The 21025-nt window shown below is 65.0% G+C and carries 19 protein-coding genes and 2 pseudogenes; 4 read left to right on the forward strand and 17 right to left on the reverse strand.

Going from position 1 to position 21025, the window contains the following annotated elements; genetic code table 11:
* Positions 1 to 192 (forward strand): annotated as a pseudogene (locus tag AC1DE3_RS25040) (LssY C-terminal domain-containing protein); the annotation flags it as partial.
* A 151-nt stretch (positions 193 to 343) separates the two neighbouring features.
* On the opposite strand, the pseudogene AC1DE3_RS25045 reads toward AC1DE3_RS25040, so the two are convergent.
* The 10 genes and pseudogenes from AC1DE3_RS25045 to AC1DE3_RS25090 form a co-directional block, all read right to left on the reverse strand.
* Positions 344 to 795 (reverse strand): annotated as a pseudogene (locus AC1DE3_RS25045) (zinc-binding dehydrogenase); the annotation flags it as partial.
* A 651-nt stretch (positions 796 to 1446) separates the two neighbouring features.
* On the reverse strand, positions 1447 to 3165 hold the full coding sequence (locus AC1DE3_RS25050; RefSeq protein WP_476780772.1) for a coiled-coil domain-containing protein: 1719 nt from the start codon (positions 3163 to 3165) through the stop codon (positions 1447 to 1449).
* 28 nt (positions 3166 to 3193) lie between these two features.
* Entirely contained in the window at positions 3194 to 4300 is a 1107-nt protein-coding gene (locus AC1DE3_RS25055) for a protein-glutamate methylesterase/protein-glutamine glutaminase (RefSeq protein WP_476780773.1), read from the reverse strand.
* Entirely contained in the window at positions 4297 to 5181 is an 885-nt protein-coding gene (locus tag AC1DE3_RS25060; RefSeq protein WP_441509732.1) for a CheR family methyltransferase, read from the reverse strand. The genes AC1DE3_RS25055 and AC1DE3_RS25060 overlap by 4 nt, the downstream gene beginning before the upstream one ends.
* Positions 5182 to 5186: 5 nt before the next feature.
* Positions 5187 to 5666: a chemotaxis protein CheW gene (locus AC1DE3_RS25065; protein ID WP_441509733.1), complete on the reverse strand. Its 480-nt coding sequence runs from the start codon at positions 5664 to 5666 to the stop codon at positions 5187 to 5189.
* Positions 5667 to 5751: 85 nt separating this feature from the next.
* The gene (locus tag AC1DE3_RS25070; RefSeq protein ID WP_441509734.1) at positions 5752 to 7956 is read right to left on the reverse strand and encodes a HAMP domain-containing methyl-accepting chemotaxis protein; all 2205 of its coding nucleotides are present in this window, start codon (positions 7954 to 7956) and stop codon (positions 5752 to 5754) included.
* A gap of 53 nt (positions 7957 to 8009) precedes the next feature.
* Positions 8010 to 8492: a chemotaxis protein CheW gene (locus tag AC1DE3_RS25075; protein ID WP_476780878.1), complete on the reverse strand. Its 483-nt coding sequence runs from the start codon at positions 8490 to 8492 to the stop codon at positions 8010 to 8012.
* Positions 8492 to 10546: a chemotaxis protein CheA gene (locus AC1DE3_RS25080; RefSeq protein ID WP_476780775.1), complete on the reverse strand. Its 2055-nt coding sequence runs from the start codon at positions 10544 to 10546 to the stop codon at positions 8492 to 8494. The genes AC1DE3_RS25075 and AC1DE3_RS25080 overlap by 1 nt, the downstream gene beginning before the upstream one ends.
* Complete coding sequence (locus AC1DE3_RS25085) at positions 10543 to 10908, reverse strand: response regulator (protein ID WP_441509736.1); 366 nt, start codon at positions 10906 to 10908, stop codon at positions 10543 to 10545. The genes AC1DE3_RS25080 and AC1DE3_RS25085 overlap by 4 nt, the downstream gene beginning before the upstream one ends.
* Before the next feature lie 5 nt (positions 10909 to 10913).
* Positions 10914 to 11192, reverse strand: coding sequence for an STAS domain-containing protein (locus AC1DE3_RS25090; protein WP_441510112.1), 279 nt, complete (start codon positions 11190 to 11192; stop codon positions 10914 to 10916).
* A gap of 433 nt (positions 11193 to 11625) precedes the next feature.
* Between AC1DE3_RS25090 and AC1DE3_RS25095 the strand changes: the two genes are divergently transcribed.
* The 3 genes from AC1DE3_RS25095 to AC1DE3_RS25105 all read left to right on the forward strand — a co-directional run bounded on the left by AC1DE3_RS25095 (position 11626) and on the right by AC1DE3_RS25105 (position 15132).
* Positions 11626 to 12627, forward strand: coding sequence for a helix-turn-helix transcriptional regulator (locus tag AC1DE3_RS25095; protein WP_441509737.1), 1002 nt, complete (start codon positions 11626 to 11628; stop codon positions 12625 to 12627).
* Positions 12628 to 13093: 466 nt separating this feature from the next.
* Positions 13094 to 13318, forward strand: coding sequence for a hypothetical protein (locus AC1DE3_RS25100; RefSeq protein ID WP_441509739.1), 225 nt, complete (start codon positions 13094 to 13096; stop codon positions 13316 to 13318).
* Positions 13319 to 13884: 566 nt separating this feature from the next.
* Entirely contained in the window at positions 13885 to 15132 is a 1248-nt protein-coding gene (locus AC1DE3_RS25105; protein WP_476780777.1) for a flavin-dependent oxidoreductase, read from the forward strand.
* Here AC1DE3_RS25105 and AC1DE3_RS25110 read toward each other — a convergent pair whose 3' ends face one another.
* The 7 genes from AC1DE3_RS25110 to AC1DE3_RS25140 form a co-directional block, all read right to left on the reverse strand.
* Positions 15133 to 15486 (reverse strand): PilZ domain-containing protein, encoded by a 354-nt coding sequence (locus AC1DE3_RS25110; protein ID WP_441509741.1) that lies wholly within the window; start codon positions 15484 to 15486, stop codon positions 15133 to 15135.
* 160 nt (positions 15487 to 15646) lie between these two features.
* On the reverse strand, positions 15647 to 16105 hold the full coding sequence (locus AC1DE3_RS25115) for a cupin domain-containing protein (protein ID WP_476780778.1): 459 nt from the start codon (positions 16103 to 16105) through the stop codon (positions 15647 to 15649).
* A gap of 204 nt (positions 16106 to 16309) precedes the next feature.
* The gene (locus AC1DE3_RS25120; protein WP_476780779.1) at positions 16310 to 17008 is read right to left on the reverse strand and encodes an ABC transporter ATP-binding protein; all 699 of its coding nucleotides are present in this window, start codon (positions 17006 to 17008) and stop codon (positions 16310 to 16312) included.
* A 2-nt stretch (positions 17009 to 17010) separates the two neighbouring features.
* On the reverse strand, positions 17011 to 17760 hold the full coding sequence (locus AC1DE3_RS25125; RefSeq protein WP_476780780.1) for an ABC transporter ATP-binding protein: 750 nt from the start codon (positions 17758 to 17760) through the stop codon (positions 17011 to 17013).
* Entirely contained in the window at positions 17753 to 18742 is a 990-nt protein-coding gene (locus tag AC1DE3_RS25130; RefSeq protein ID WP_476852851.1) for a branched-chain amino acid ABC transporter permease, read from the reverse strand. Before AC1DE3_RS25130 ends, AC1DE3_RS25125 begins: the two co-directional genes overlap by 8 nt.
* Complete coding sequence (locus AC1DE3_RS25135; RefSeq protein ID WP_476780782.1) at positions 18739 to 19665, reverse strand: branched-chain amino acid ABC transporter permease; 927 nt, start codon at positions 19663 to 19665, stop codon at positions 18739 to 18741. Before AC1DE3_RS25135 ends, AC1DE3_RS25130 begins: the two co-directional genes overlap by 4 nt.
* Positions 19666 to 19783: 118 nt before the next feature.
* Positions 19784 to 20956 carry an ABC transporter substrate-binding protein gene (locus tag AC1DE3_RS25140; protein WP_476780783.1) on the reverse strand — a complete coding sequence of 391 codons (1173 nt, stop codon included), beginning with the start codon at positions 20954 to 20956 and terminating at the stop codon, positions 19784 to 19786.
* Positions 20957 to 21025: the final 69 nt, after the last annotated feature.

A 21025-nucleotide genomic window follows, 5' to 3' on the forward strand; every position in this document is an offset into this window, starting at 1 on the left:
ACGCTCCAAGTCACCCATGCGACCGATTCAGACACGAATGCGGAACGCAACTACGTCGTCACCCAGTTAAAGGCAAAGCGGGTGATCGGGGAGGTCGCATTGCACCAATCCGGATCACGGTTGCAGACCGGAAAGGTTAACCACTACATCACCGATGGTGAGATCGCCTTCGCTAGCCTGATGGAAAATTGAACAAGGATCTGTACGACCGCTACTCTCGCTCGGATTCGTGGATCCGCGCTGGAATCGGTGAGCACCCAAGGCGGCAGTCGAGCTTGAAACCGCTTGCCGACAAGAATTGCAAGACCAGCGACGTTCTGGCTCGCGGTCTCTGCACTCGCGTTGGAAAAGTCCGCGCGATGATCGGCTTCAGTGAGCCATCGCTCAGCCCCTCCAGGACGAACGCCTTGGGCGCACCGGATCTCCTGTGATTTCGTGGACCAGATAGCCGCGCAACGGCAGACCTTTGCTCAGCACATTGAAGAGGGGGAAGGGCGTCGCCTCGGAGCTCTTGCCGCCATAGTTGATGAGGATGCCGCCTCGGATCATCGCGGCGGTGAGCGGCATGAAGGCGGGGACGCCGACTGCGTCGAAGACGGCCCGAATGCCAACCTCGCCGGTGATCTCCTTCAGCCAGGCTTCAATATCCGCCTCGGCGGAAGCAACGACACGCGCGGCGCCGGCCTTGCGCAGCGCCTCAGTAGGGGCGGCTGCCCTACGACGTGCACGCACTCTGGTTGCAGACGCCGCATTTGCCGCCGAAGGTCGTGTCGCGATCGACGCGCTGGCGGCAGAGCTGCCGGGGCTGATGCGAAGCAGCACCGGCGCTGGTTTTGCCCAAAGCGGATCAGTCGCGGCGCCGACCGTTTTTCGACCAGGAAGATCTCTCCTAAGACGCTTCCATTCGGCTGCCGTAGCCAAAGGGTCGAAGCAACTCCCCGAAGGTCTCAGCGTCCACTTGCCGGCAAGGCGCCAAGTTCCGCTTATGGCGTCCTGCGCTACCTCGGTCCCGCAGCTGAGCACGCCTGCCCAACTCGGCCGATCGCGAGAGCCACATGTCCGCAGGCGCAGCGAATAATTCATGGTGCCTATCCTCCGCGACCTTGCGGGAAGGGTTCGGCGAACGGCATCAATCTCAGGCTAAGATGCGGCAGTGCCTGCGCCCGACCATGAAGTGCGAGCCGGGTGCCGAATGGATCTTAGCCGACCCAGCAACAGCTGATCTTTGCAGGCTCCGAGCGGCGCCGGGCCGAACAGCATCTGGCCGACCGCCTCGAGCGCGCACATTCTTCCTCGCTTCCTCTCGATGGCGCGAATCCTATCGGCGAGAATGGGCTTCTGGGCATCGCCATGCGTGTCGAGGACGGTGGCCAAGCACGGAACCCCGATGGCCCCAATCAACGCGATCAGGCAGGTCGCGACGGTCCCCCGGGCGATTTCGTCCAACTAGAACAGAAACTCGTCGACCTCGGCTTCCGCCGCGACGGTAACCGGCGTACGCGCCTCCTGCGCCAATCCGCATCGTTCGAGCACAGCATTGTGGATCTGGCGTTCTGCCGCCATGGTGTAGCTCGGCCAGATCACTCGCGCGATGAAATCCCCCGCCTGCGCGAGCAGATGCGTCTCCGGGAGTTGCGCTCCGGCCGCGAGCAACAGCTCACGGGCCGCCCCCATGATGAGATCGCGCATAGCTCCGGTGCTCGAGAAGGATAGCCCGGCCTGCTCGATCACGGCGCCGAACCTCTCGCCCTGCCGCAGCAACTCGTCCAGGCTCGCACCGAGCCGATCGCCGCTGTGGCGCATGATGGCGAGCGAGTTGCGCATCATCTCGTCGCACGCGGCGAAATAGGTAGCGTCCAGCTTCCCTTCGCGCTTCAGCACCGACGAGGCGGCCTGCATCTGCGTGAACGCTGGAGTCAGCTTCCGCGAATCGGTGGCCACCTGGTCGGCCGCGAATTTCAGCTCCTGGGCGATCACCACGAGACTGCGCCCGCCGGTGCCGATCCGCGCCGCGCGCAGTCCCGCATTCATCCCGATCAGGACGATGTTCGTGGCGGTCGCAGCAAGCGCCTCGACCGTGCCCTGGCAATCATCGAGAACGCTCGCGACAGCTTTGGTGACGCGGTCGACGCCGGCGCGGGCGATGTCGCAACGGCCGAGGAGCTCAGAAGCCTCTGCCAGATCGGCCTCCAGCTCTACCAGGAACGATGCGGTGCCGCCACCGCGATAGAGCGACCTGACGAGATCGATCAGTTGCGTGGTCTCGCGGTCAAGCAGGACGAGCGCGCTGTTGATCTCTTCGACATCGGGACCGAGAGCGCCGGCTGCGCCTTCGAGCTGCGCCGATTGCAGCCGCAACAGCATATCGCCGCAGGCGAGGCGCACCGCGCCGTCCAGATCGGCCGCGCCCCCCGGCACCTCGCCCAGACGCAGCCCGGAAATGGCGTGTTCAAGCCTCTGGCGTATGCTGTCGCCGGCCTGGAGAGCGATAATGGCGCCACCGGTGGCCAATGTGATTCGGCCCGAGATCGCGGCCGCCTCGGCGGTCAGCGCGACGCTGCGGCGCTGACGCTCGGCGACCTCCGCCAGCGTCTGGTCGAGCTTGCCTGCCAGCGCCGCCAGCGACTTTCCGTACCGCCCTTCGAATTCTCGCTGTGCCTTCAGCGCGGAATCGAGGAGGCTACAGAGCCGCGCCTGATCGCGCGCGCAGCGTGTGATCGTGCGCTGGGCTTCTGCGGTCAGCGTGCCGATCTCGCCGGCAAAGTCGCCGAAATCACTCCCCACCATCGGAATGGATATGGCCTCGATCCGTGCGCCGCGTGCGAGGATGGTGATGAGGCGCATCTGCTCGAGCAGCCGTTCGAGAGCCTGAGAGGCGATGTGGCTGTGGATCGACAGGTCCTGAAGCGCGCAGGTTTCGGAGGCAAGGGCGTGGTTCAGCACACGCAATTCGCCGGCGAGACGATGCAGCGCCGTGCGGGCCTGTTCGATCTCGGTGCCTGCCAGTTCGCGCGACAAGGCTCCAAGCCGCTCATTCAGCGCCTGAAACAGTTCCAGACCGTCGCCGAGCTGCTGCCCGGCGGTGGCGAAGGTCACATCAATCGCGCGCGCATTCGCATCCAGCGACAGGATCAGCCTCGATAGTCCTTCGTTATCCCGAAACATTCTGCCCCCGACGCAATGCTACTCATCCTCAGGCGGTTTGTGCGATCTCGCCTGCCCCGCCGCGCCCGTGATGCGGCCAGGCCATGATCTCTTGGGGCACGCGCGCGAGGCCGATCACGCGCTGGGCGGCACCAAGCTCGATCGCCTCCTTAGGCATGCCGAAGACGACGCAACTCTCCTCGTCCTGCGCCAGCGTGTGCGCGCCTGCCTTGCGCATTTCGAGCAGCCCGCGAGCGCCGTCATCGCCCATGCCAGTCATGATCAGGCCGAGTGCGTTGGCGCCGGCATATTGGGCAGCCGAGCGGAACAGCACGTCCACGGACGGACGGTGGCGCGAGACATGCGGGCCGTCCTTGATCGCAACGCGATACTGCGTCCCGGCGCGCTGCAGAAGCATGTGACGATTTCCCGGCGCAATCAGGACGCGGCCGGCCCGAAGCTCGTCGCCGTCCTCCGCTTCCTTGATCTCGACCGCGCAAATGCCGTTCAGCCGGCGGGCAAAGGCGGCCGTGAACTTCTCAGGCATGTGCTGCACCACCGCAATGCCGGGACATGTGACCGGCAGAGCCGTCAGGACCTCCCGAAGGGTCTCGGTCCCACCGGTCGAAATGCCGATGCAGACGATACGATCCGTCTCGCTGCGGACGCGGACGGGAACCGGTGGCGGCATGATGACATCCGCGGTCAGCTTCTTTTCGACCGGCGAACGCGCCGCCCTAGGGCGCAGCCGCGCCTGAGCGGCCGCCCTGACGGAGTGCCTCAGCCGATCCGCCGTCTCGATCAGCGCGTTGCGCGTGTCGATGCGCGGCTTCGGCAGCACGTCGACCGCCCCGGCTTCCAGCGCATCGAACAGCGCCCGCGACCCCGCCTCGGTCAAGGTCGAGCAGATGATCACCGGAATGGGCCGCTGCGCCATGATCTTGCGCAGGAAGGTGAGCCCGTCCATCCCCGGCATCTCGATGTCGAGGATCATGACGTCCGGCAATTCGCTCTGCAGACGGCGCACCGCGGCAAAGGCATCGGCTGCCGTTCCCATGACCTCGATGCCCGGATCGGCACTCAGGATCGAGCTGAGCACCTGGCGCACCGAGGCTGAGTCGTCGACGATGAGCACGCGGATCGGTTGACGGGTCATTCTGCTGCCCTCCTGAGCGCGGCGGGAGCGGCCTGATAGACGGTCGGGACGATCTGCTGCACTCCGGCGATGCCGCTGCCCGCCATCGATTCCGAATGGCCGAGCATCAGGTATCCGCCGGGTCGAAGATGCGACACCAGGCGTTCGATGACGGCCTTCTGAGTCGGCCCGTCGAAATAGATCAGCACGTTGCGGCAGAAGATGACGTCCACGTCCCGGTCGAATGGATAGCTTTCGTCCATCAGGTTCAGCCGCTCGAAATGGACTTTTCTGCGCAGTTCCGGCGCGACCCTGACGACTTCTTGCCGCGGATCCTTCGATCGCATGAGGTAGCGCTGCTGCATGGCCGACGGCACCGGCGCAACGAAGGCGCGCGGATAGATGGCCGCTCTCGCCTCGCGCAGGACCTCCGTCGAGATATCCGTGCCCAGGATCGAGAAGCGGATCGGCTTGGCGGCATTCACCAAATCCTGCAGCACCATGGCGACCGTGTAGGCTTCCGCCCCCGTCGAGCAGGCGGCGCTCCAGACCTTCAGGCCGGCCGGGAGCGAGTCATGCCGCTGCAGCAACTGCGGCACGGCGACATTGCGCAGAAACTCGAAATGGCTCGGCTCGCGAAAGAAATCGGTCTTGTTGGTGGTCACGCAATCGATCAGGTGTACAAGCTCGTCGTCGAGCCCGCCGCGTTCGAACAGATGGGCGCCATAGCCGGACACCCCTGCCAGGCCAAGCGCACGGGCGCGCTTTCGCAGCCGCCCCTCGACCATGGTGCGTTTGGTGGGTGGCAGCTTGATGCCAACCCGACTCTCGATGATCGCAGCGATGGCCGAAAAATGCTTATCAGCCAGATAATCCGAGGTGTCCGACATGGTTGGCCTCATCGGCGTCAAGCTGCCTTGCCGGCAGCGAGATCGGCCAGAGGAAGACCATCGGCTTCCATCAGGCGCTCGAGATCGAAGATGACGATGAAGGCTTCGCCCTTGCGGCCGATCCCGGCGATGTAGTTCGATTGCCAGCGGCCGCCGACATCGGGGGCGGCCTCGGTCTGGTCGGCATCGAGGCCGGTGACCTCGAAGACGCGATCGGCGACGAAGCCGACGCCCCGGGTGCGGCCCTTGACCGGCACGTCCAGGATGATGATGCGCGTCGCCTCGGTTGGCTCGGCGCGCGGCAGGCCGAGCTTCGTGCGCAGATCCACGATCGGATAGCCGGCACCGCGAACATCGATCATGCCGAGCAGGAAGGCCGGCGCATGCGGCAGCTTCGAGATCGGACGCATGTCGAGGATCTCGCGGACATTGCGGATATCGATGCCGAAGAGCTCATGATCGATGCCAAGGGTCAGGTATTGTGCGGTGTCGGCCATGGGAGACTCGCGATGCGGCTGGGGAGCCAGGCGGATTGAGGCGCGGAGAGGCCGGCCCCGCCGCCTGGGCGGGGCCGGCATGCGCTCAGGCGCGGTGGAAAGCGGCGTCGTGCTGGTCCTCGCCGTCATCCATGTCAAAGGCGAAGCCGCCATTGACGACCTTCTTGGCCGGACGTGTGCTGGAGGCAGGCGCCCGCTTCGGCTGCAGCGCGCTCGCCATGGCCGTGGCCTTGCCGCGCAGCATGGTGACGGCCCTGTCGACCCCAGCCGGGCGCGGCCCGTCCTTGCGCGCGCCGCCTTCGCCGAGCCGGAAGAAGGCAATCGTGGCCTGTAGCGTCTCGGCCTGAGCCGAGAGTTCCTCGGAGGTTGCGGAGACCTGTTCGGAGGCTGCCGCGTTCTGCTGCGTCACCTTGTCGAGCTGCTGGATCGCCTGATTGATCTGGGCGGCGCCGACATCCTGTTCGCGGCTGGCGGAGGTGATCTCCTCGACAAGCTCGGCGGTCTTCTTGATGTCGGGCACCAGCCTGGCCAGCATCGAGCCGGCCTCCTGCGCGACCTTGACGGTATCGGACGACAAGGTCCCGATCTCGGCTGCAGCCGCCTGGCTGCGCTCGGCGAGCTTGCGCACTTCCGAGGCGACCACCGCGAAGCCCTTGCCATGCTCGCCGGCACGGGCCGCCTCGACCGCCGCGTTCAGCGCCAGCAGATCGGTCTGGCGGGCGATCTCCTGGACGATGTTGATCTTGGCGGCGATCGTCTGCATCGCATCGACCGCCTTGCCCACCGCAACACCGCTCGCCTCGGCATCCTTCGCGGACTGCGTGGCCATCTTCTCCGTCTGGCTGGCGTTCTCGGCGTTCTGCTTCACATTGGCCGCCATCTCCTCCATCGACGAGGAGGCTTCCTCCGTCGAAGAGGCCTGCTCGGTGGAGCCTTGCGAGAGCTGTTCGGCGCTGGCCGACAGCTCCTGGCTGCCCGCCGACATGTTCTCGGCGGCGCTGGTCACCTGGCCGACGACATCGCGCAGCTTCTCGACCATGTTCTCGAGAGCGATGCCGAGGGTGTCCTTCTCCGACATCCTCTTCGCCTCGACGGTCAGGTCGCCATTGGAGATCGCATTGGCGACAGCGGCGGTATCGCTGAGATTCGCCGTCATCGCGTTCAGCGCGGTGACCAGATCGCCGATCTCGTCCTTGCTCTTCACGGAGATCGACTGTCCGAGGTCGCCGATCGCAACCGCGTTGGCCAGTCCGACCGCGCTCGACAGGCCGCGGCTGATCGAAAGAGCAATCCAGGTGGCCGCGATGATGGCGATCAACAGCGAGCCCAGGACGATGCCGATGAGGAGCGTCTTCGCGAAGGCCGCCTGTTCGCTTGCTTCCTTGGCGGCGGCGGCAGCCGACTGCTTGATGAAGTCGGTATACTCATCAAGGCCTGCCATCATGTCGGTGACGGCCTCGCCGCCCTCGCCCATCGAAACCGTGCTGGCCTTGATGTTCCCCGCCTCGCCCGCAACGGCTGCGATCCGGAGGGCAGCATCGATCCCCTTGTCGAAGGCAGCGAGCATGTTTGCCGGCGACACCCCCTGCTCCGCAAAGGGGGCGGCCGCCTTGGCGAGCGCGGCGCGGACGTCGCGGGCCTGCGCCTCGGCCGATTTCTGCAGCTTCTCGACCTCGGCCACGCTCGTCGCGCCGAACAACTGCCCGATCGACCGCGTCAAGCGCAGCCATTCCAGCCGCACCGACTGGAAATCGAGAGCCAACCGCAGCGCCTCCGGCGAAGCGGAAGGCTTGGTGAGCTCGTTCAGGACCGCCGTGGAGGCGACCGTGACGCCTTGGATGAGCGGCGTCATCTCGCTGCCCCAGAGTTCCGCGGCACGGTTGTTCGAATTCAGCTTGGCGTTGCGGATAACCTCGTCCTGCGCTGCGAAGAAGCGGTTGATCTTGGGCGTCAGAGCCTCCCAGCGGCGTTTGCCGGCCTCGCCGGCCTGGGCCTGGATTTGCTCCTTGAGCTTCATGGCGTCGAGGCGATTCTGAACCGCACTCGCGGCTTGAGCGAGTATCTCCTTGTCGGTTGCCGCCATGACGGCATTCTTTTCAGAACGCACCGATCTGTTCATCATGCTGCGCACGTCGCTGATCTGATCCAGCCGGTTGGTCCAGTTGATCAGCACGCCCTGCGTCTCGGACATGTCGGACAGCTTTTGATAGGAAAGCCCGCCTGCCACCATGGACAAGGCGATGACGATGCCGAAGGCACCGGCCAGTTTGGTCTTGATCGTCAATCTCATACTCAGTCCCCGATAAGCAACGTAAGGATTTCATGCGCTGGATTGGCAGCGCTTCAGCTCAGAATCTTCTCGAGATCGGGAACGATCACGAATTCGTCGTTCCACTTGGTGATGAAACGGATGAATTCAGGCCGCCAGTGCATTCCCAGGCGCGGCGTCTGCTGAATCTGGGCCGTCGAGATTTCGGTCACCTCGTAGACCTTGTCCGCCATGATCCCGAGCGCGACGGGATCACCGTCGATCTCGATCTCGACGACAACGATGCGCGTGTCCGCCGTGTCGGCTTGCCGTCCCATGCCGAAGCGCAGACGCAGATCCGCCAAGGGGATGACATTGCCGCGCACATTGATCAGCGCCGGCAGAAAGGCGCGCGCCCCTGCAACCCGCGTCGCAGGGACCGGGTCGATGATCTCGCGCACCGCCTCGGCTTCGATCGCGAAGATCTCGCCACCGAGGCCAATCATCAGGACCTGAAGCTGCATCTCCCCGGCAGGCTGCGCGCCATGGCTGGCGCTGCCCTGTATCTGAATCCGCATCATGCCGCCTCAGGAGTCTTTTCGGTTTCGGCGCGGCTCTGGCCGAGCGAAATGAGTTGAGCGACGTCAAGAATGAGCGCAGCGGAACCGTCGCCGAGGATCGTCGCGCCCGAGAACATCGTGACATCGGAATGGAGCTTGGAGAGCGACTTGATCACGGTCTGATGGCTGCCGATGATCTGGTCGACGACGAGGCCGGCGCGCGTGTCCCCCGTCGTGGTGATGATGACCTTCTGGTGCGGGTCGGCCTCGCCATCAGCCTCGAAGAGATCGCGCAGCCTCAGGAAGGGCACGAGGTCGCCGCGGACGTTCAGGAAGTTGCGCCCGCGCGCCCGGGCGTCGTCGGCCGCGGTCAGTTCGACGCATTCCTCGATCGCCGAGAGCGGAATGATGTAGCGCCCCTCGCCGACGCGGATCAGCAACCCCTCGATGATGGCAAGCGTCAGCGGCAGCCGCAGCGTCACCGTGCTTCCATAGCCAGGCACGGTCGCGAGATCGATCGTGCCGCGCATGGCTTCGATCGTGCGCTTCACCACGTCCATGCCGACACCGCGGCCTGACAGCGCGGAGATCGTCCGAGCGGTGGAGAAGCCGGGATGGAACAGGAACTGATGGATCTCGTGCTCGCTCAAGGGCGCTCCAGCCGCGATCAGCCCCTGCTCCTCGGCTTTGGCGCGGATGCGGGCTGTGTCGAGCCCGGCGCCGTCATCCTGCACGGTGACAAGCACTTGAGCGCCGACATAGCGCGCGGCGAGTTCGATGCGCCCCGTCGCCGATTTGGTGGAGCCGGCGCGTGTCTCGGGCGCTTCGATGCCGTGGTCGATCGCGTTTCGGATGAGATGGACCAACGGGTCGGCAAGACGCTCGATCATGGTCTTGTCGAGTTCGGTATCCTCGCCGACGGTGATGAAATCGACGGGCTTACCGAGATCGCGCGAGAGGTCGTGGACGAGACGGCGGAAGCGGCCGAAGAGCGAGCCCATCGGCACCATGCGCACCCCCATCGTCGAATCGCGCAGTCCCGACGCCAAGCGCTCGATTTCCTCGGCGATCGATTTGATCGCGAGGTCGGTTCCGGAATGAGCGAGCTGGCTGAGCCGCGCCTGCGCAATGACGAGTTCGCCAACGCGGTCCATCAACTCATCGAGACGCTCGGCCTGGACGCGGACGGTCGAGGTCTTGTCCTCGCCACGGCGGACGGCGTCGCTCCGCTCACCCGTTGCACGCTCCACCGGCGCGGGTTGCGACTCTTTCGCAATGGCGACAGCGGGGGCCGCGGCGGCAACCACCTCCTCGTCCTCTATCCTCGTGAGCTGCTGCGCATCCGCGCTCGCGGCCGGGCCGCGCGGCGCGATGCCAAGCTTCATCTCGTCGCGGACGAACATGAAGACATCCTCGATGTCCTCACGCGAGCAGCCGCTTTCGAGCTCGACCGACCATGCGATCATGCACGTCTCCGGATCGAGCGTGCCGAGGTCCGGCAGGGCGTCGAGATGCGCGGCAACCGTGCATGAGCCGAGCGCACGGAGATCGTCCAGCAGCACCAGCGGATTGGTGCCGTTGCGCAGGATATCCGGCTCGAAAGCGATCTCGATCAGCCAGCCCGTGCCAGATGCGGCAGGCGCGGCAGGAGTCTCGTCGGCAGCAACGCTGGCGGGGGATGCTACGGCTCCTGCCGTGCCCGAGGCGATCAGGGCCTGGAGTTCTTCGACGATCGCCTCGCCAATGATCGGATCGGTCGAGTCGGGATCGTCGATCAGCGCGCGAATATAGTCCTTAGCGGCCAAAGAGACGGTGATGATGTCACGCTCCGCCGAGATCTTGCCCTTGCGGATCATATCGAAGGCGGTTTCGAAATCATGGGTGAAGGCGGCGACCCGGTCGAAGCCGAACATCGCCCCCGACCCCTTGATCGTGTGCAGCGCCCTGAAAGCCGCATCGATCAGATCGCTGTCCTGCGGCGTCTGACCGAGATCGAGCAGCGCCGCTTCCAAACTGTCCAGCAGGTCGCTGGCCTCCTGCCGGAATGTTTCAGCCGGGTCCAGCTCCATCATGTCCGCACCAGCTTGGCGACGACCGCAAGCAGTTGCTCCGGCTTGAAAGGCTTGGTGATCCACCCGGTCGCACCCGCGGCCTTTGCCTGCTGCTTGATCCCGTCATCGGACTCGGTTGTGAGGAAGACGATCGGCACTCCCGTGAAGGACGGGAGCGCACGCAAGCTGCGGATCATCTCGAGGCCGTTCATCACAGGCATGTTCAGATCGGTGATGACGAGTTCGAAGCGCTCCGCCTTCGCCTTGGCCAAGCCTTCGGAACCATCGCCCGCCTCCACCACCCTATGGCCGGAGGGCGCCAGCACGAGCTTGATCATCTGCCGCACGCTCGGGGAATCGTCGACAGTCAGAATTGACGCCATGCCACTCAAGCCTTGTTGGTGAGATTGCAGTCACCGAGCTGCGCGGGCGAGATCCCTGCGCGCGCCAGCGCGGCGTTCAAGATTTCGGACGGCCCCCGCAGACTGATGCGCTTGCCCGCGGCACGTGCGGTGCGGCCGGCCGAAACCAGGAGCTGAAGCCCGGCGAGGTCGATCATGCTGAGGGCCGAACAATCGATTTCGACCTCCGCCTCCGCCTGGACAGCAGAGCTGATCTCATCGAACAGGTGGCGCACCGTTCGGAGCGAGCAATCCCGCGGAAGCATTAACGTCAGCACGAATCGAACCTTTTATGCTTGGGCGCACGTTCCTTCCGGTCACCGAGATCTCATCTGCGATCTAATGTGGAATTCAGCCATTAGTTGGCAGAATTACACGCGAACAATTGAGATAGTTTAGACCTGAAACGTTTGAACAAGCCCAGCTTTACGTTCAATTCTGATCAATATATTAATCGCGAATCAGATGTTGCGCTGTTTGTCAGGCGGTTGCGCCCGGCGAATCCAAGTTGCGCAATCTGTCTCCTTGCTACGCCTACCGCAAAAAAAACGACGGCGGATTCAGGCGATCCGCCTGGCCTAGGAATTTCTGGATGGGTCGACACCTGGGATATCCGGCGCCGCCATGCGGCCAAGCGCGCGGCAGCAAGCTTGCCGCCGTTAATTGTCCGGGCCGCGCGCCGAGACCGAGAGTGGCGTGATGACACGACACTATCACCGCGCACCGGCGCGGCGGCAGGCACTGCATCACTTCGTCACCCACGACCCCAACGAAGCGATGGAGCACTTTGCAGCATTCGGAGCGAGCATCGCGATCTCGCAGCCGAACAGGCCCTCGGGACGCATTGAGATCAGCACGCTCAATCATGCGTCGGATGGCATTGTCTTCACCCGGACGAGCTTCGAGGATCCGGTCGAGATCCAGCCGCGGCAGAGCCCATGTGGATACGAGCTTCTGCTGGCGCTCAAGGGGGCGACAAACATCGAACTTGAGGATCGCGTCATTCGCTGCGAAAGGCTGCAGGCGGCGATTTTCGACGTCGGCGAGACCAAGGCGCTGCATCGCTCGGCTCACTCCGAAAACTATTCCGTCCTCCTCGACAGAAACCTGCTGACCAACCGCCTGTTCGAACTGACAGGGGCGCCGGTCATGCACAAGCTCAGATTCGAGGCCGAGCTCGACCTCGAGCAGCCTTCGGTCGGCGCCCTGCGATGCTTCCTGATGGGGCTCGATCTGTCGATGCTGGTGGAATTGCTGCAGGATTCCCGGCATGGCGCGAGACGTTTGAGCGCTCTGCTGGCGGATCTCATTCTCGAGGTGCTGCCCCATAACCATACCAAGGCGCTGGAACGGAGTTCCCATGTCATCGCGCCAAAGCACGTCAAGCGGACGATCGAATTCATCCGGGAGAATGCCCGCCGGCCGATCACTCCCGAGGAACTCGCTGCGGTCGCAGGCGTCAGCTTGCGGGCTCTGCAGTACGGCTTTCAGAAGTTTCTGAGGGTATCGATCTCGGAGTACGAACGGTCGGTGCGGCTGGAGGGCGTCCGACGCGAGATCGAAGGCAATTCCGGTGAATCCGTCGGAGAAATTGCCCGCCGCTGGCGCTTCTCCAATTTCACCCGCTTCAATGCTCAGTTCGAGGCAGCCTTTGGCGTGAATGCGGTCGCGCTGCGCGCTCAACTCGGCCAATTCCCGTAATCACGAGCACCCGCGAATTGGAATCGGATGCAATGATCGGCACGTTTTCGTCGTGCTTGCGCCCGATACCACCGGTCGCCCGTGGAATGCCCGACCGCGACGGAACTGGGACGCGATGAGGCAGGGCTTGCGGCCGGCCTACGCGCCGCGGAATCTGGGCGTATCGTTCTCATTGGAGCGCGATCGCGCCCGATGATCCGGATGGGCCGATGGTCCGGCCGCGACGGTCGGCCCGGCACGAGCATGGGATTCCGGCGAGCGGGGACCCGGTGCAACAACTGCGTTCGCCACGCCGTCATTCCTGCGGAGGGTCTGGCGGAAGATCTGGCCACTGCCGATATTGCTTTGGATATCGGTGCTCTCCGCGGTTCCATGAACCTGACAGCGCCGGGCGATGTGCTCAGCACGATGAGCGCGTCGGTGCGGCGAAAAGGGGAACGAACCCAACTCCGAAAGGTGAATCGCCATGACGAAGCTGATCATCCGCAACCCGGAGGAATGCGTTGCCGCGGTAAAACGCGCCCAGGCTTTGAGCGGCGCCACAGCGGGAAGCGAACAAGAGCAAGAGTTTGAAGCGCTCTCCCATGCGATCAAGGTCTATGAAGATTCGATCGCGATGATGCGCGGCGTTGGGCGGAAAGCCTCCGAACAACCAGAAGAGGGCGTCTCCGATATTGCCGGGCAGGAATGATAGCCGAGACTGCCAACCCGCTGGCCGCAACGGCTAGACCGTCATCCGCGTGCTTCGGTGGCAGGCGCGCAAGATCGTTCAAGTGATCGAGCGATCTCCCGGCAGCGAAATGGCAGGCCTCGCTTCGGCGGGACCGGCTCGTTGGCTTAAGGCGTGATCTCGCCCAGCGCTTTTCAAGCGGTACTCGCTGCCGATATTCTGGCGGCGACCCATTGCTTGCGGGAAATCAAAACAAAAGAAGGGGGCCGGAACATTAAGGCCGGCTCCCTTCAGGTGGCGCGGTGCTAGGCTTATACGCCGCGCAACGGAATAACGCGGACCACGCTGCACAAGTTCCCTTTGGGTAAGCATATGCGCTGGGGAGCCGCGGTTTTCCGGCAATCCTTCCGGCAGATCGCACGGCGTTAGACCTCGCCGGGGCCGGCCCGTCTTCGAGATCGAAGACCCGACCTTTCGATCGCGCGTGGCGCTGGCGCCGGGCTGGCGAGACGGCGCCAGCATCGGCGATTGACAACGCAAACGCCTATATTTCAAACTTAAAATATTAGACCCAGGGGAACGGGCATATGCGGGTGATCATCGTAGGTGGCGGCATCGGCGGATTGACGCTGGCGCTGATGCTTCACGCGCGCGGGGTCGCAGCGACGGTCTACGAGCAGGCCAGCGAGATCCGTGAGGTCGGCGTCGGCATCAACACCCTGCCGCATGCGATCCGGGAGCTCGCCGATCTCGGCCTGCTGCCGGCGCTCGACGAGGCCGGCATCCGCACGCGCGAGCTCGTCTACATGAATCGCTTCGGGCAGGCGGTCTGGCGCGAGCCGCGGGGCCTGCATGCGGGGGCGCCAGTGCCGCAGTTCTCGATCCATCGCGGCAGGCTGCAGCGCGTCATCCGCGACGCCGTCGCCGAGCGTCTGGGTGGCGACGCGATCCTCACCGGCCGTCGCCTGCTCGGCTTTATCCAGGACGAGGGCGGCGTCACCGCCCATTTCAGCGACGCGCGCTTCGGCGAGGCCGGCGAGACCGCCCGCGGCGACGTCCTGATCGGCGCCGACGGCATCCACTCTGCCGTACGGGCCTGCTACTTCCCGAACCAGGGACCGCCGTGCTGGCAGGGCGTCCAGATGTGGCGCGGCGCCTGCGATTGGCCGGTCTTCCTCGACGGCGAGAGCATGATCATCGCTGGCGGCATGGCCGGCAAGCTGGTGCTCTATCCGATCGGCAAGGGAGCGAGCACGACCACGCGGCTCACCAACTGGGTCGTCAATATCCGCAACGGCGACCCCGAACGCCCGCCACCGAAGGAGGCCTGGTCCAAGCCCGGCCGGCTCGAGGACGTGCTGCCTTTCGCGCGCCGCTTCAGCGTGCCGGACATGGATATTCTCGGGCTGATCCGCGCGACCTCGACCTTCTGGGAATATCCGATGTGCGACCGCGACCCCCTGCCCCGCTGGACCCATGGCCGCGTCACATTGCTTGGCGACGCCGCCCACCCGATGTATCCGGTCGGCTCGAACGGCGCCTCGCAGGCGATCCTCGATGCGCGCTGCCTCGCCGACTGGCTGGTGAAGGCCGAGCATCCGCGCCAGGCGCTCGCGGCTTATGAGGCACAGCGCCTGCCGGCAACGGCCGAGGTGGTGGCGATGAACCGGGTCGGCGGGCCGGAGCGGGTCATCGACGCGGTGGAAGCGCTGGCGCCGAACGGCTTCGACGATGTCGAGCGCGTGCTGGGCTATGCCAAGCGCGAGCAGATCGTGAAGTCCTATGCCGGCAAAGCAGGGTTTTCGGCCGAGCAACTCGCAGTCCGCAAGGGCTGATCAGCCGGCTTCGGTCAACTGGCGGATGCGAGCCTTCAGGCCGACATTGGCCGTCTCGCAAGCCTTGAGACGGCGCATCAGGTCGAGCGGCACCGCCGCGGCCGGCTCGGTGAAGACAATGCCGATCCGTTCGCCGCTACGCCAGACCGCGCGGGCCGAATATTGACGCTGCCGCGACGGGATTTCGATCTCGAAGGCCTGCGGCAAGGCGACCGCATCCGACAGAACCATCAGGGCGCCGGCCTCCGACAGATTGCGGATCGTGCAATCCAGGGTGGAGCGCCCGCCGTTGAAGGCGGCCACTCCGCTCAGCAGGGTGCGCTGGCGCGGTGCTCGGCGACGTTCGGCATCCATGGTGACTGCCCCTCCCCGGCTTCACAACCTTAGATTGCAAAACATTAAGCAGAGGCTGCGCGCCTTTACACGCTCAACGATGGATTATCCTTAACGGCAGCGCCGGTCGGGGCTGAAGCGGCCGGTGGCGAATGGATGCCGCCCGCGCGCGGCCGCCCGCTCATGCCCCGTCGGGTGGGGGCGGCAGGAAGTCGACCTCGTGCCTCGCCGAAAGCGCGACGACATCGGCCGGCTTCTGCTCGGCCATGGAATGGATGCCCCAGAACAGATCGTAGAGCCGACCGGTCGGCGAAACCCAGAACAGGCACTTCACCGTCGCATCGCTCTTGTTGAACAGGCCGTGCGGCACATTGCGCGGCAGGCGGATCAGGTCGCCGGCAGTGGCGAAGCTCTCCTGCCCATCGAGCACGAGATCGAGCCGGCCCTCCAGCATGTAGACGAACTCGTCCTGCGTCGTGTGGATATGCGGCGGCACGAAGGTGCCGGGCGGGAAGGTGGCGTGCCAGGAGAAGCTGTCCTCCGACAGCGTTTTCGGCACATAGGTCTGGCCGAGGATGTTCCAGGAGATTCCGTCGAGGCCCTCATTGGCGCGCGTCACGCCGGCGGTCAGCGGTTTCATGGGTGTTTCCTCTCTGTTGAAGATCGGTTGATCGTAGAACACATGGTCATCCCGGACGCAGCGAAGCGGAGATCCGGGATCCATCGTCGAGCGCCGGCGTCCTTCGATGGATCCCGGCTCGGCGCGGCTTACGCCGCTTGGCCGGGATGACGGCGCGGGTGAGTGAGATGTCCGGAGACGCGAAAACTCGATTGTCCTCTGCCCTCAGAAATGCAGGAAGCGATCCTTCACGGCACTGTCGCTGCGTAGCTCCGCGCTGGTGCCGCGCCAGACGACGCGCCCCTTCTCCAAGACGACATGGCGGTCGGCGATCCGGACGAGAGCATCGACGTTCTTGTCGATGACGAGGATCGATTCTCCTTCAGCCTTCAGCGCCGTCAGGCAGTTCCAGATCTCCTCGCGGATCAGGGGTGCGAGCCCCTCCGTCGCCTCATCGAGGATGGTCAGCTTCGGGTTGGTCATCAGGGCGCGGCCGATCGCCAGCATTTGCTGCTCGCCGCCGGAGAGCTGATTGCCGCGGTTCTCCCGCCTTTCCCTGAGGCGCGGGAAGAAGGCGTAGATCCGCTCCAGATCCCAGCGCTTCTTGCCTGAGCGATCGGCCGCAGTGGCAATCAAATTCTCTTCGACCGAGAGCGTCGGGAAGATCTGGCGCCCCTCTGGCACGAGCCCGATGCCGGCCTGCGCAATGCGGAAGGGCGCGGCGCCAGTCAGATCGCGGCCGCCGAAGGCGATGCGCCCGGCCCGCGCCGGCAACAGCCCCATGATGGCGCGCACCGTCGTGGTCTTGCCCATGCCGTTGCGGCCGAGCAGCGTCACCACCTCGCCTTCGCCGACAGCGAGATAGACGCCGAACAGGATCTGCGCTTCGCCATAGCCGGCATCGAGCCCTTCGACGCTGAGCATCGCTAGCCCTCCTCGCCGAGATAGGCCTGCCGCACGGCAGGGTCGGCCCTGACCGCCGCCGGCTCGCCCGAGGCGATCACGCCGCCATAGACCAGCACGGTGACGCGGTCGGCGAGCGCGAAGACGGCGCTCATGTCGTGCTCGACCAGCAGCATGGCGAAGCGACCCTTGAGGCTCTTCAAAAGAGCGATCAGCCGCTCGCCCTCCTCATGGCCGACGCCGGCCAGGGGTTCGTCGAGCAGGATGAGCTTCGGTTCCAGCGTCAGCGCCATCGCGATCTCCAGCGCGCGCTTCTCGCCATGGGACAGGCTGCCGGCGGGCGCATGGGCGCGACCCGCGAGACCGACCGCCTCCAGAGCCTCCCAGGCGGGTGCGTTGAGCGCCTCGTCACGCGCCGCGTCGCGGAACAGCGAGAGCGGATGAGCGCTGCGCGCTTGCACGCCGAGCGCGACATTCTCCAGCGCCGAGAGCGAGGCGATGGTCGAGGTGATCTGGAAAGTGCGGGCGAGCCCCGCTTGCGCCCGCTTTTGCGGCGGCAGGCGGGTGATGTCCGTGCCGCCGAACAGGATAGCGCCGCTGTCCGGCCGCAGCGTGCCGGAGATCTGATGGACGAGCGTCGTCTTGCCGGCGCCGTTGGGGCCGATCAACGCATGGAGCTCGCCCGGCGCGATGGTGAGGTCGACCCCGTTGGTGACCTTGAGCGCGCCGAAGGATTTGGCGAGCCCCTTCAGTGCGAGCGCCGGTTCAGCCATTGCCGGGCCCTTTGCGCTTGGCGATGAGGCCGGCGATGCCCCCACGGGTGAACAGCACGAAAAGCACGATCAGCGGGCCGTAGATCGCCTTCCAGTTCTGGGTCAGCGATGACAGCACATCCTCCACGGCCAGAAGGGCGATGGCGCCGACGATCGCGCCATAGAGCGAGCCGACGCCGCCGAGCACGACCATGAAGATCAATTCGCCCGAGCGCTGCCAGGACATGAAGGCCGGGCTGACGAAATCGGTCTGGTTGGCGAGCAGGAAGCCGGAGACCCCCGCCATCATGCCGCTGATCACATAGGCGGCGAGCCGGACATGACCGACATCATAGCCGGTCACCGTGACGCGCACGGCGTTCTCTCGAGACGCCCTGAGCACGCGGCCGAAGCGCGAGGCGACCAGCCGGCGCGCCAGCCAGTAGCAGACCGCCAGCGTGCCGAGCGCGATGTAGTAGAAGTCGGTGCGGTTGGCGAAGATCTCCCGCCCCAGGAACGTGCTCTTCTCGTAGAGCGTCAGCCCGTCATCGCCGCCATAGGCCGAAAGCGCCTGGGCGAAATAGAAGGCCATCTGACCGAAGGCGAGCGTGATCATGATGAAGGCGACGCCGCGCGTGCGCAGCGAGACATAGCCGGTGACGGCCGCGAAGATGCCGCAGACGATGAGGATCAGCGGCAACGCGACCAGCAGTTCGGTCTGGCCTTCGGTGATTAGGATGCCCGCGCCATAGGCCCCGATGCCAATGAAGGCCGCGTGGCCGAAGGAGACGAGACCGCCGACGCCGAGAATGAGATCAAGCGAAAGCGCCGCGATCGCGAAGATCATCGCCCGCGTCACCAGCGTCAGCCAATGCGAGGGCAGGCCGAGCGCGGTCGCGATCGGCAATAGCGCCAGTAGGCCGAGGATGACGAGCGGCGCCAGCCGGCGGGCGGTGGGAAGCGCCGGGGGCCCGATGGCCGAAGGCGTCGTAACCGCGCTCATGAGCGCCCCTTGGCCGGCAGCAGCCCCTCCGGCCGCACGAACAGCACGGCCGCCATCACCAGATAGATCAGCATCGAGGAGAGGGCCGCCCCGGTCGCCCGCGCCGAGGCCGGCGCCATGAACAACCGCAGCAAATCGTTCATGAAGGAGCGGCCGAGCGTGTCGACGAGGCCCACGATCAGCGCCCCGACGAACGCACCGCGGATCGAGCCGATGCCGCCGACGACGATGACTACGAAGGCAAGGATCAGCACGGTGTCGCCCATGCCGGGCTCGACGGAGAGGATCGGCGCCGCCATCACCCCGGCAAAACCGGCGAGCATTGTGCCGAAGGCGAAGACGATCATGAACAGCTTGCGGATGTCGACGCCGAGCGCGGAGACCATCGGCGCGTTCGAGGCCCCTGCCCTCAACAGCATGCCGGTCCGGGTCTTCTCGACGACGAACCAGAGCAATGCGCCGACGCCCAAGCCAGCCGCGATCAGGGCGAAGCGGTAGACGGGATAGAGGACGTCGCCGAGCAGCCGGACGTTGCCTGAGAGGAATTCCGGCACCGGCACCGAGAGCGGCGCCGCGCCCCAGATCATCTTCACCGCCTGGTTCAGCAGCAGGATCAGCCCGAAGGTCGCCAGCACCTGATCGAGATGGTCCCGTTCATAGAGGTGGCGGAAGACCAGGAACTCGAAGGCCAACGCTAGTAGCAGCGCCGCCGCGAGCGCCAGCACGAGCCCGAGCATGAAGGAGCCGGTCAGACCGACGAAGGTGACGGCGAGATAGGCGCCCAGCATATACTGGACGCCATGGGCGAGGTTGATGAAGTCCATCACGCCGAAGACCAGCGTCAGGCCGGCGGCGACCAGGAACAACAGGATGCCGAACTGGAGGCCGTTCAGGAGCTGGACGATCAGGAGGCTCGTGGTCATCGCGCGGTCCTACGTCAGGGCCGGTCATGAGACGTCATGCTCGGGCCTGACCCGAGCATCTCGTGACGAAGAGATCCCCGGGTCGAAGCTTCGCTTCGCCCGAGGATGACGCTTCGCGTCACTTCAGCGCGCAATCCTTGGCGTGCGGATCGGCATAGTCGGCAAACACCTTTTCCGCGATCTCGGTCTGGAACTTACCGTCGGCGCGCTTGGCGACCTTGACGAGGTAGAAGTCCTGGATCGGATAGCCGTTGGTGTTGAACTTGAACTTGCCGCGCAGCGAGGTGAAGTCAGCCTTCTTGATGGCGTCGCGCAGCTTGTCGGGATTTCCGGTGCCGCCGGCCGCCTTCACGGCCGAATCGATCAGCATCGCCGCATCATAGGCCTGCTGGGCGTAGGAACCCGGCACGATCTTATAGGCGGCTTCATAGGCCTGGACGAACGCCTTGGTCTGCGGGTTGTCCATATTGGGCGCCCAGGTCATGCCGCCATAGAGCCCGACCGCCGCATCCTGCTGCGCCGGCAGGGTCGATTCATCGACCGTGAAGGCGGAGAGGAAGGGGATCTTGCCCTGCAGCCCGGCCTGCGACCACTGCTTGACGAAGTTGACGCCGAGGCCGCCGGGGAGGAAGGCGAAGACGACGTCGGGCTTCGTCGAGGCGATCTTGGCGAGGTCAGCCGAGAAATCCAGCGCGTTCAGCGGCGCATAGACCTCGTCGACGATCTCGCCCTTGAAATAGCGTTTGAAGCCGGCGAGCGAGTCTTTACCGGCCTGGTAGTTCGGCGCGATGATGTAGGCGGTCTTGTATTTCTGGTCCTGCGCGTATTTGCCGAGGACCTCGTGCACCTGATCGTTCTGGTAGGAGGTGACGAAGAAATTCTTGTTGCAGGCCTTGCCGGCCATGGTGGAGGGGCCGGCATTCGGGCTGATCAGGAAGGCACCGGAATCGAGCACGGGCTTGGCGATGGCGCCAAGGATGTTCGAGAAGACCGGGCCGACGACGAAGGCCGGCTTCTCGCTTTCGACATAGCTGCGCACCCGGTCGACCGCGACGTCGGGCTTCAGCTCGTCATCGATCACCGTGATCTTGACCGGCACGCCGCCGAGCTTGCCGCCGTTCTTGTCGACCGCGAGCTGGAAGCCGTCGCGGACCTGCTGGCCGAGCGCCGCCCCGGGGCCGGTCAACACGCTGACCACACCGATCTTCATCGGCTCCTGCGCGTGTGCGGATGCAATAGAGAATGCCAGCGCCCCGCAACCCAGCGCGAGTGCGAATTTGAGTGTCGTCATCGATACCCTCCCGGGACGAACGAGCGAAAAGGGGGCGCGGCCGGGTTCCCTTGGACTTCTATGGCTCGC

The organism is Allobosea sp. 10L417 (assembly GCF_056395485.1).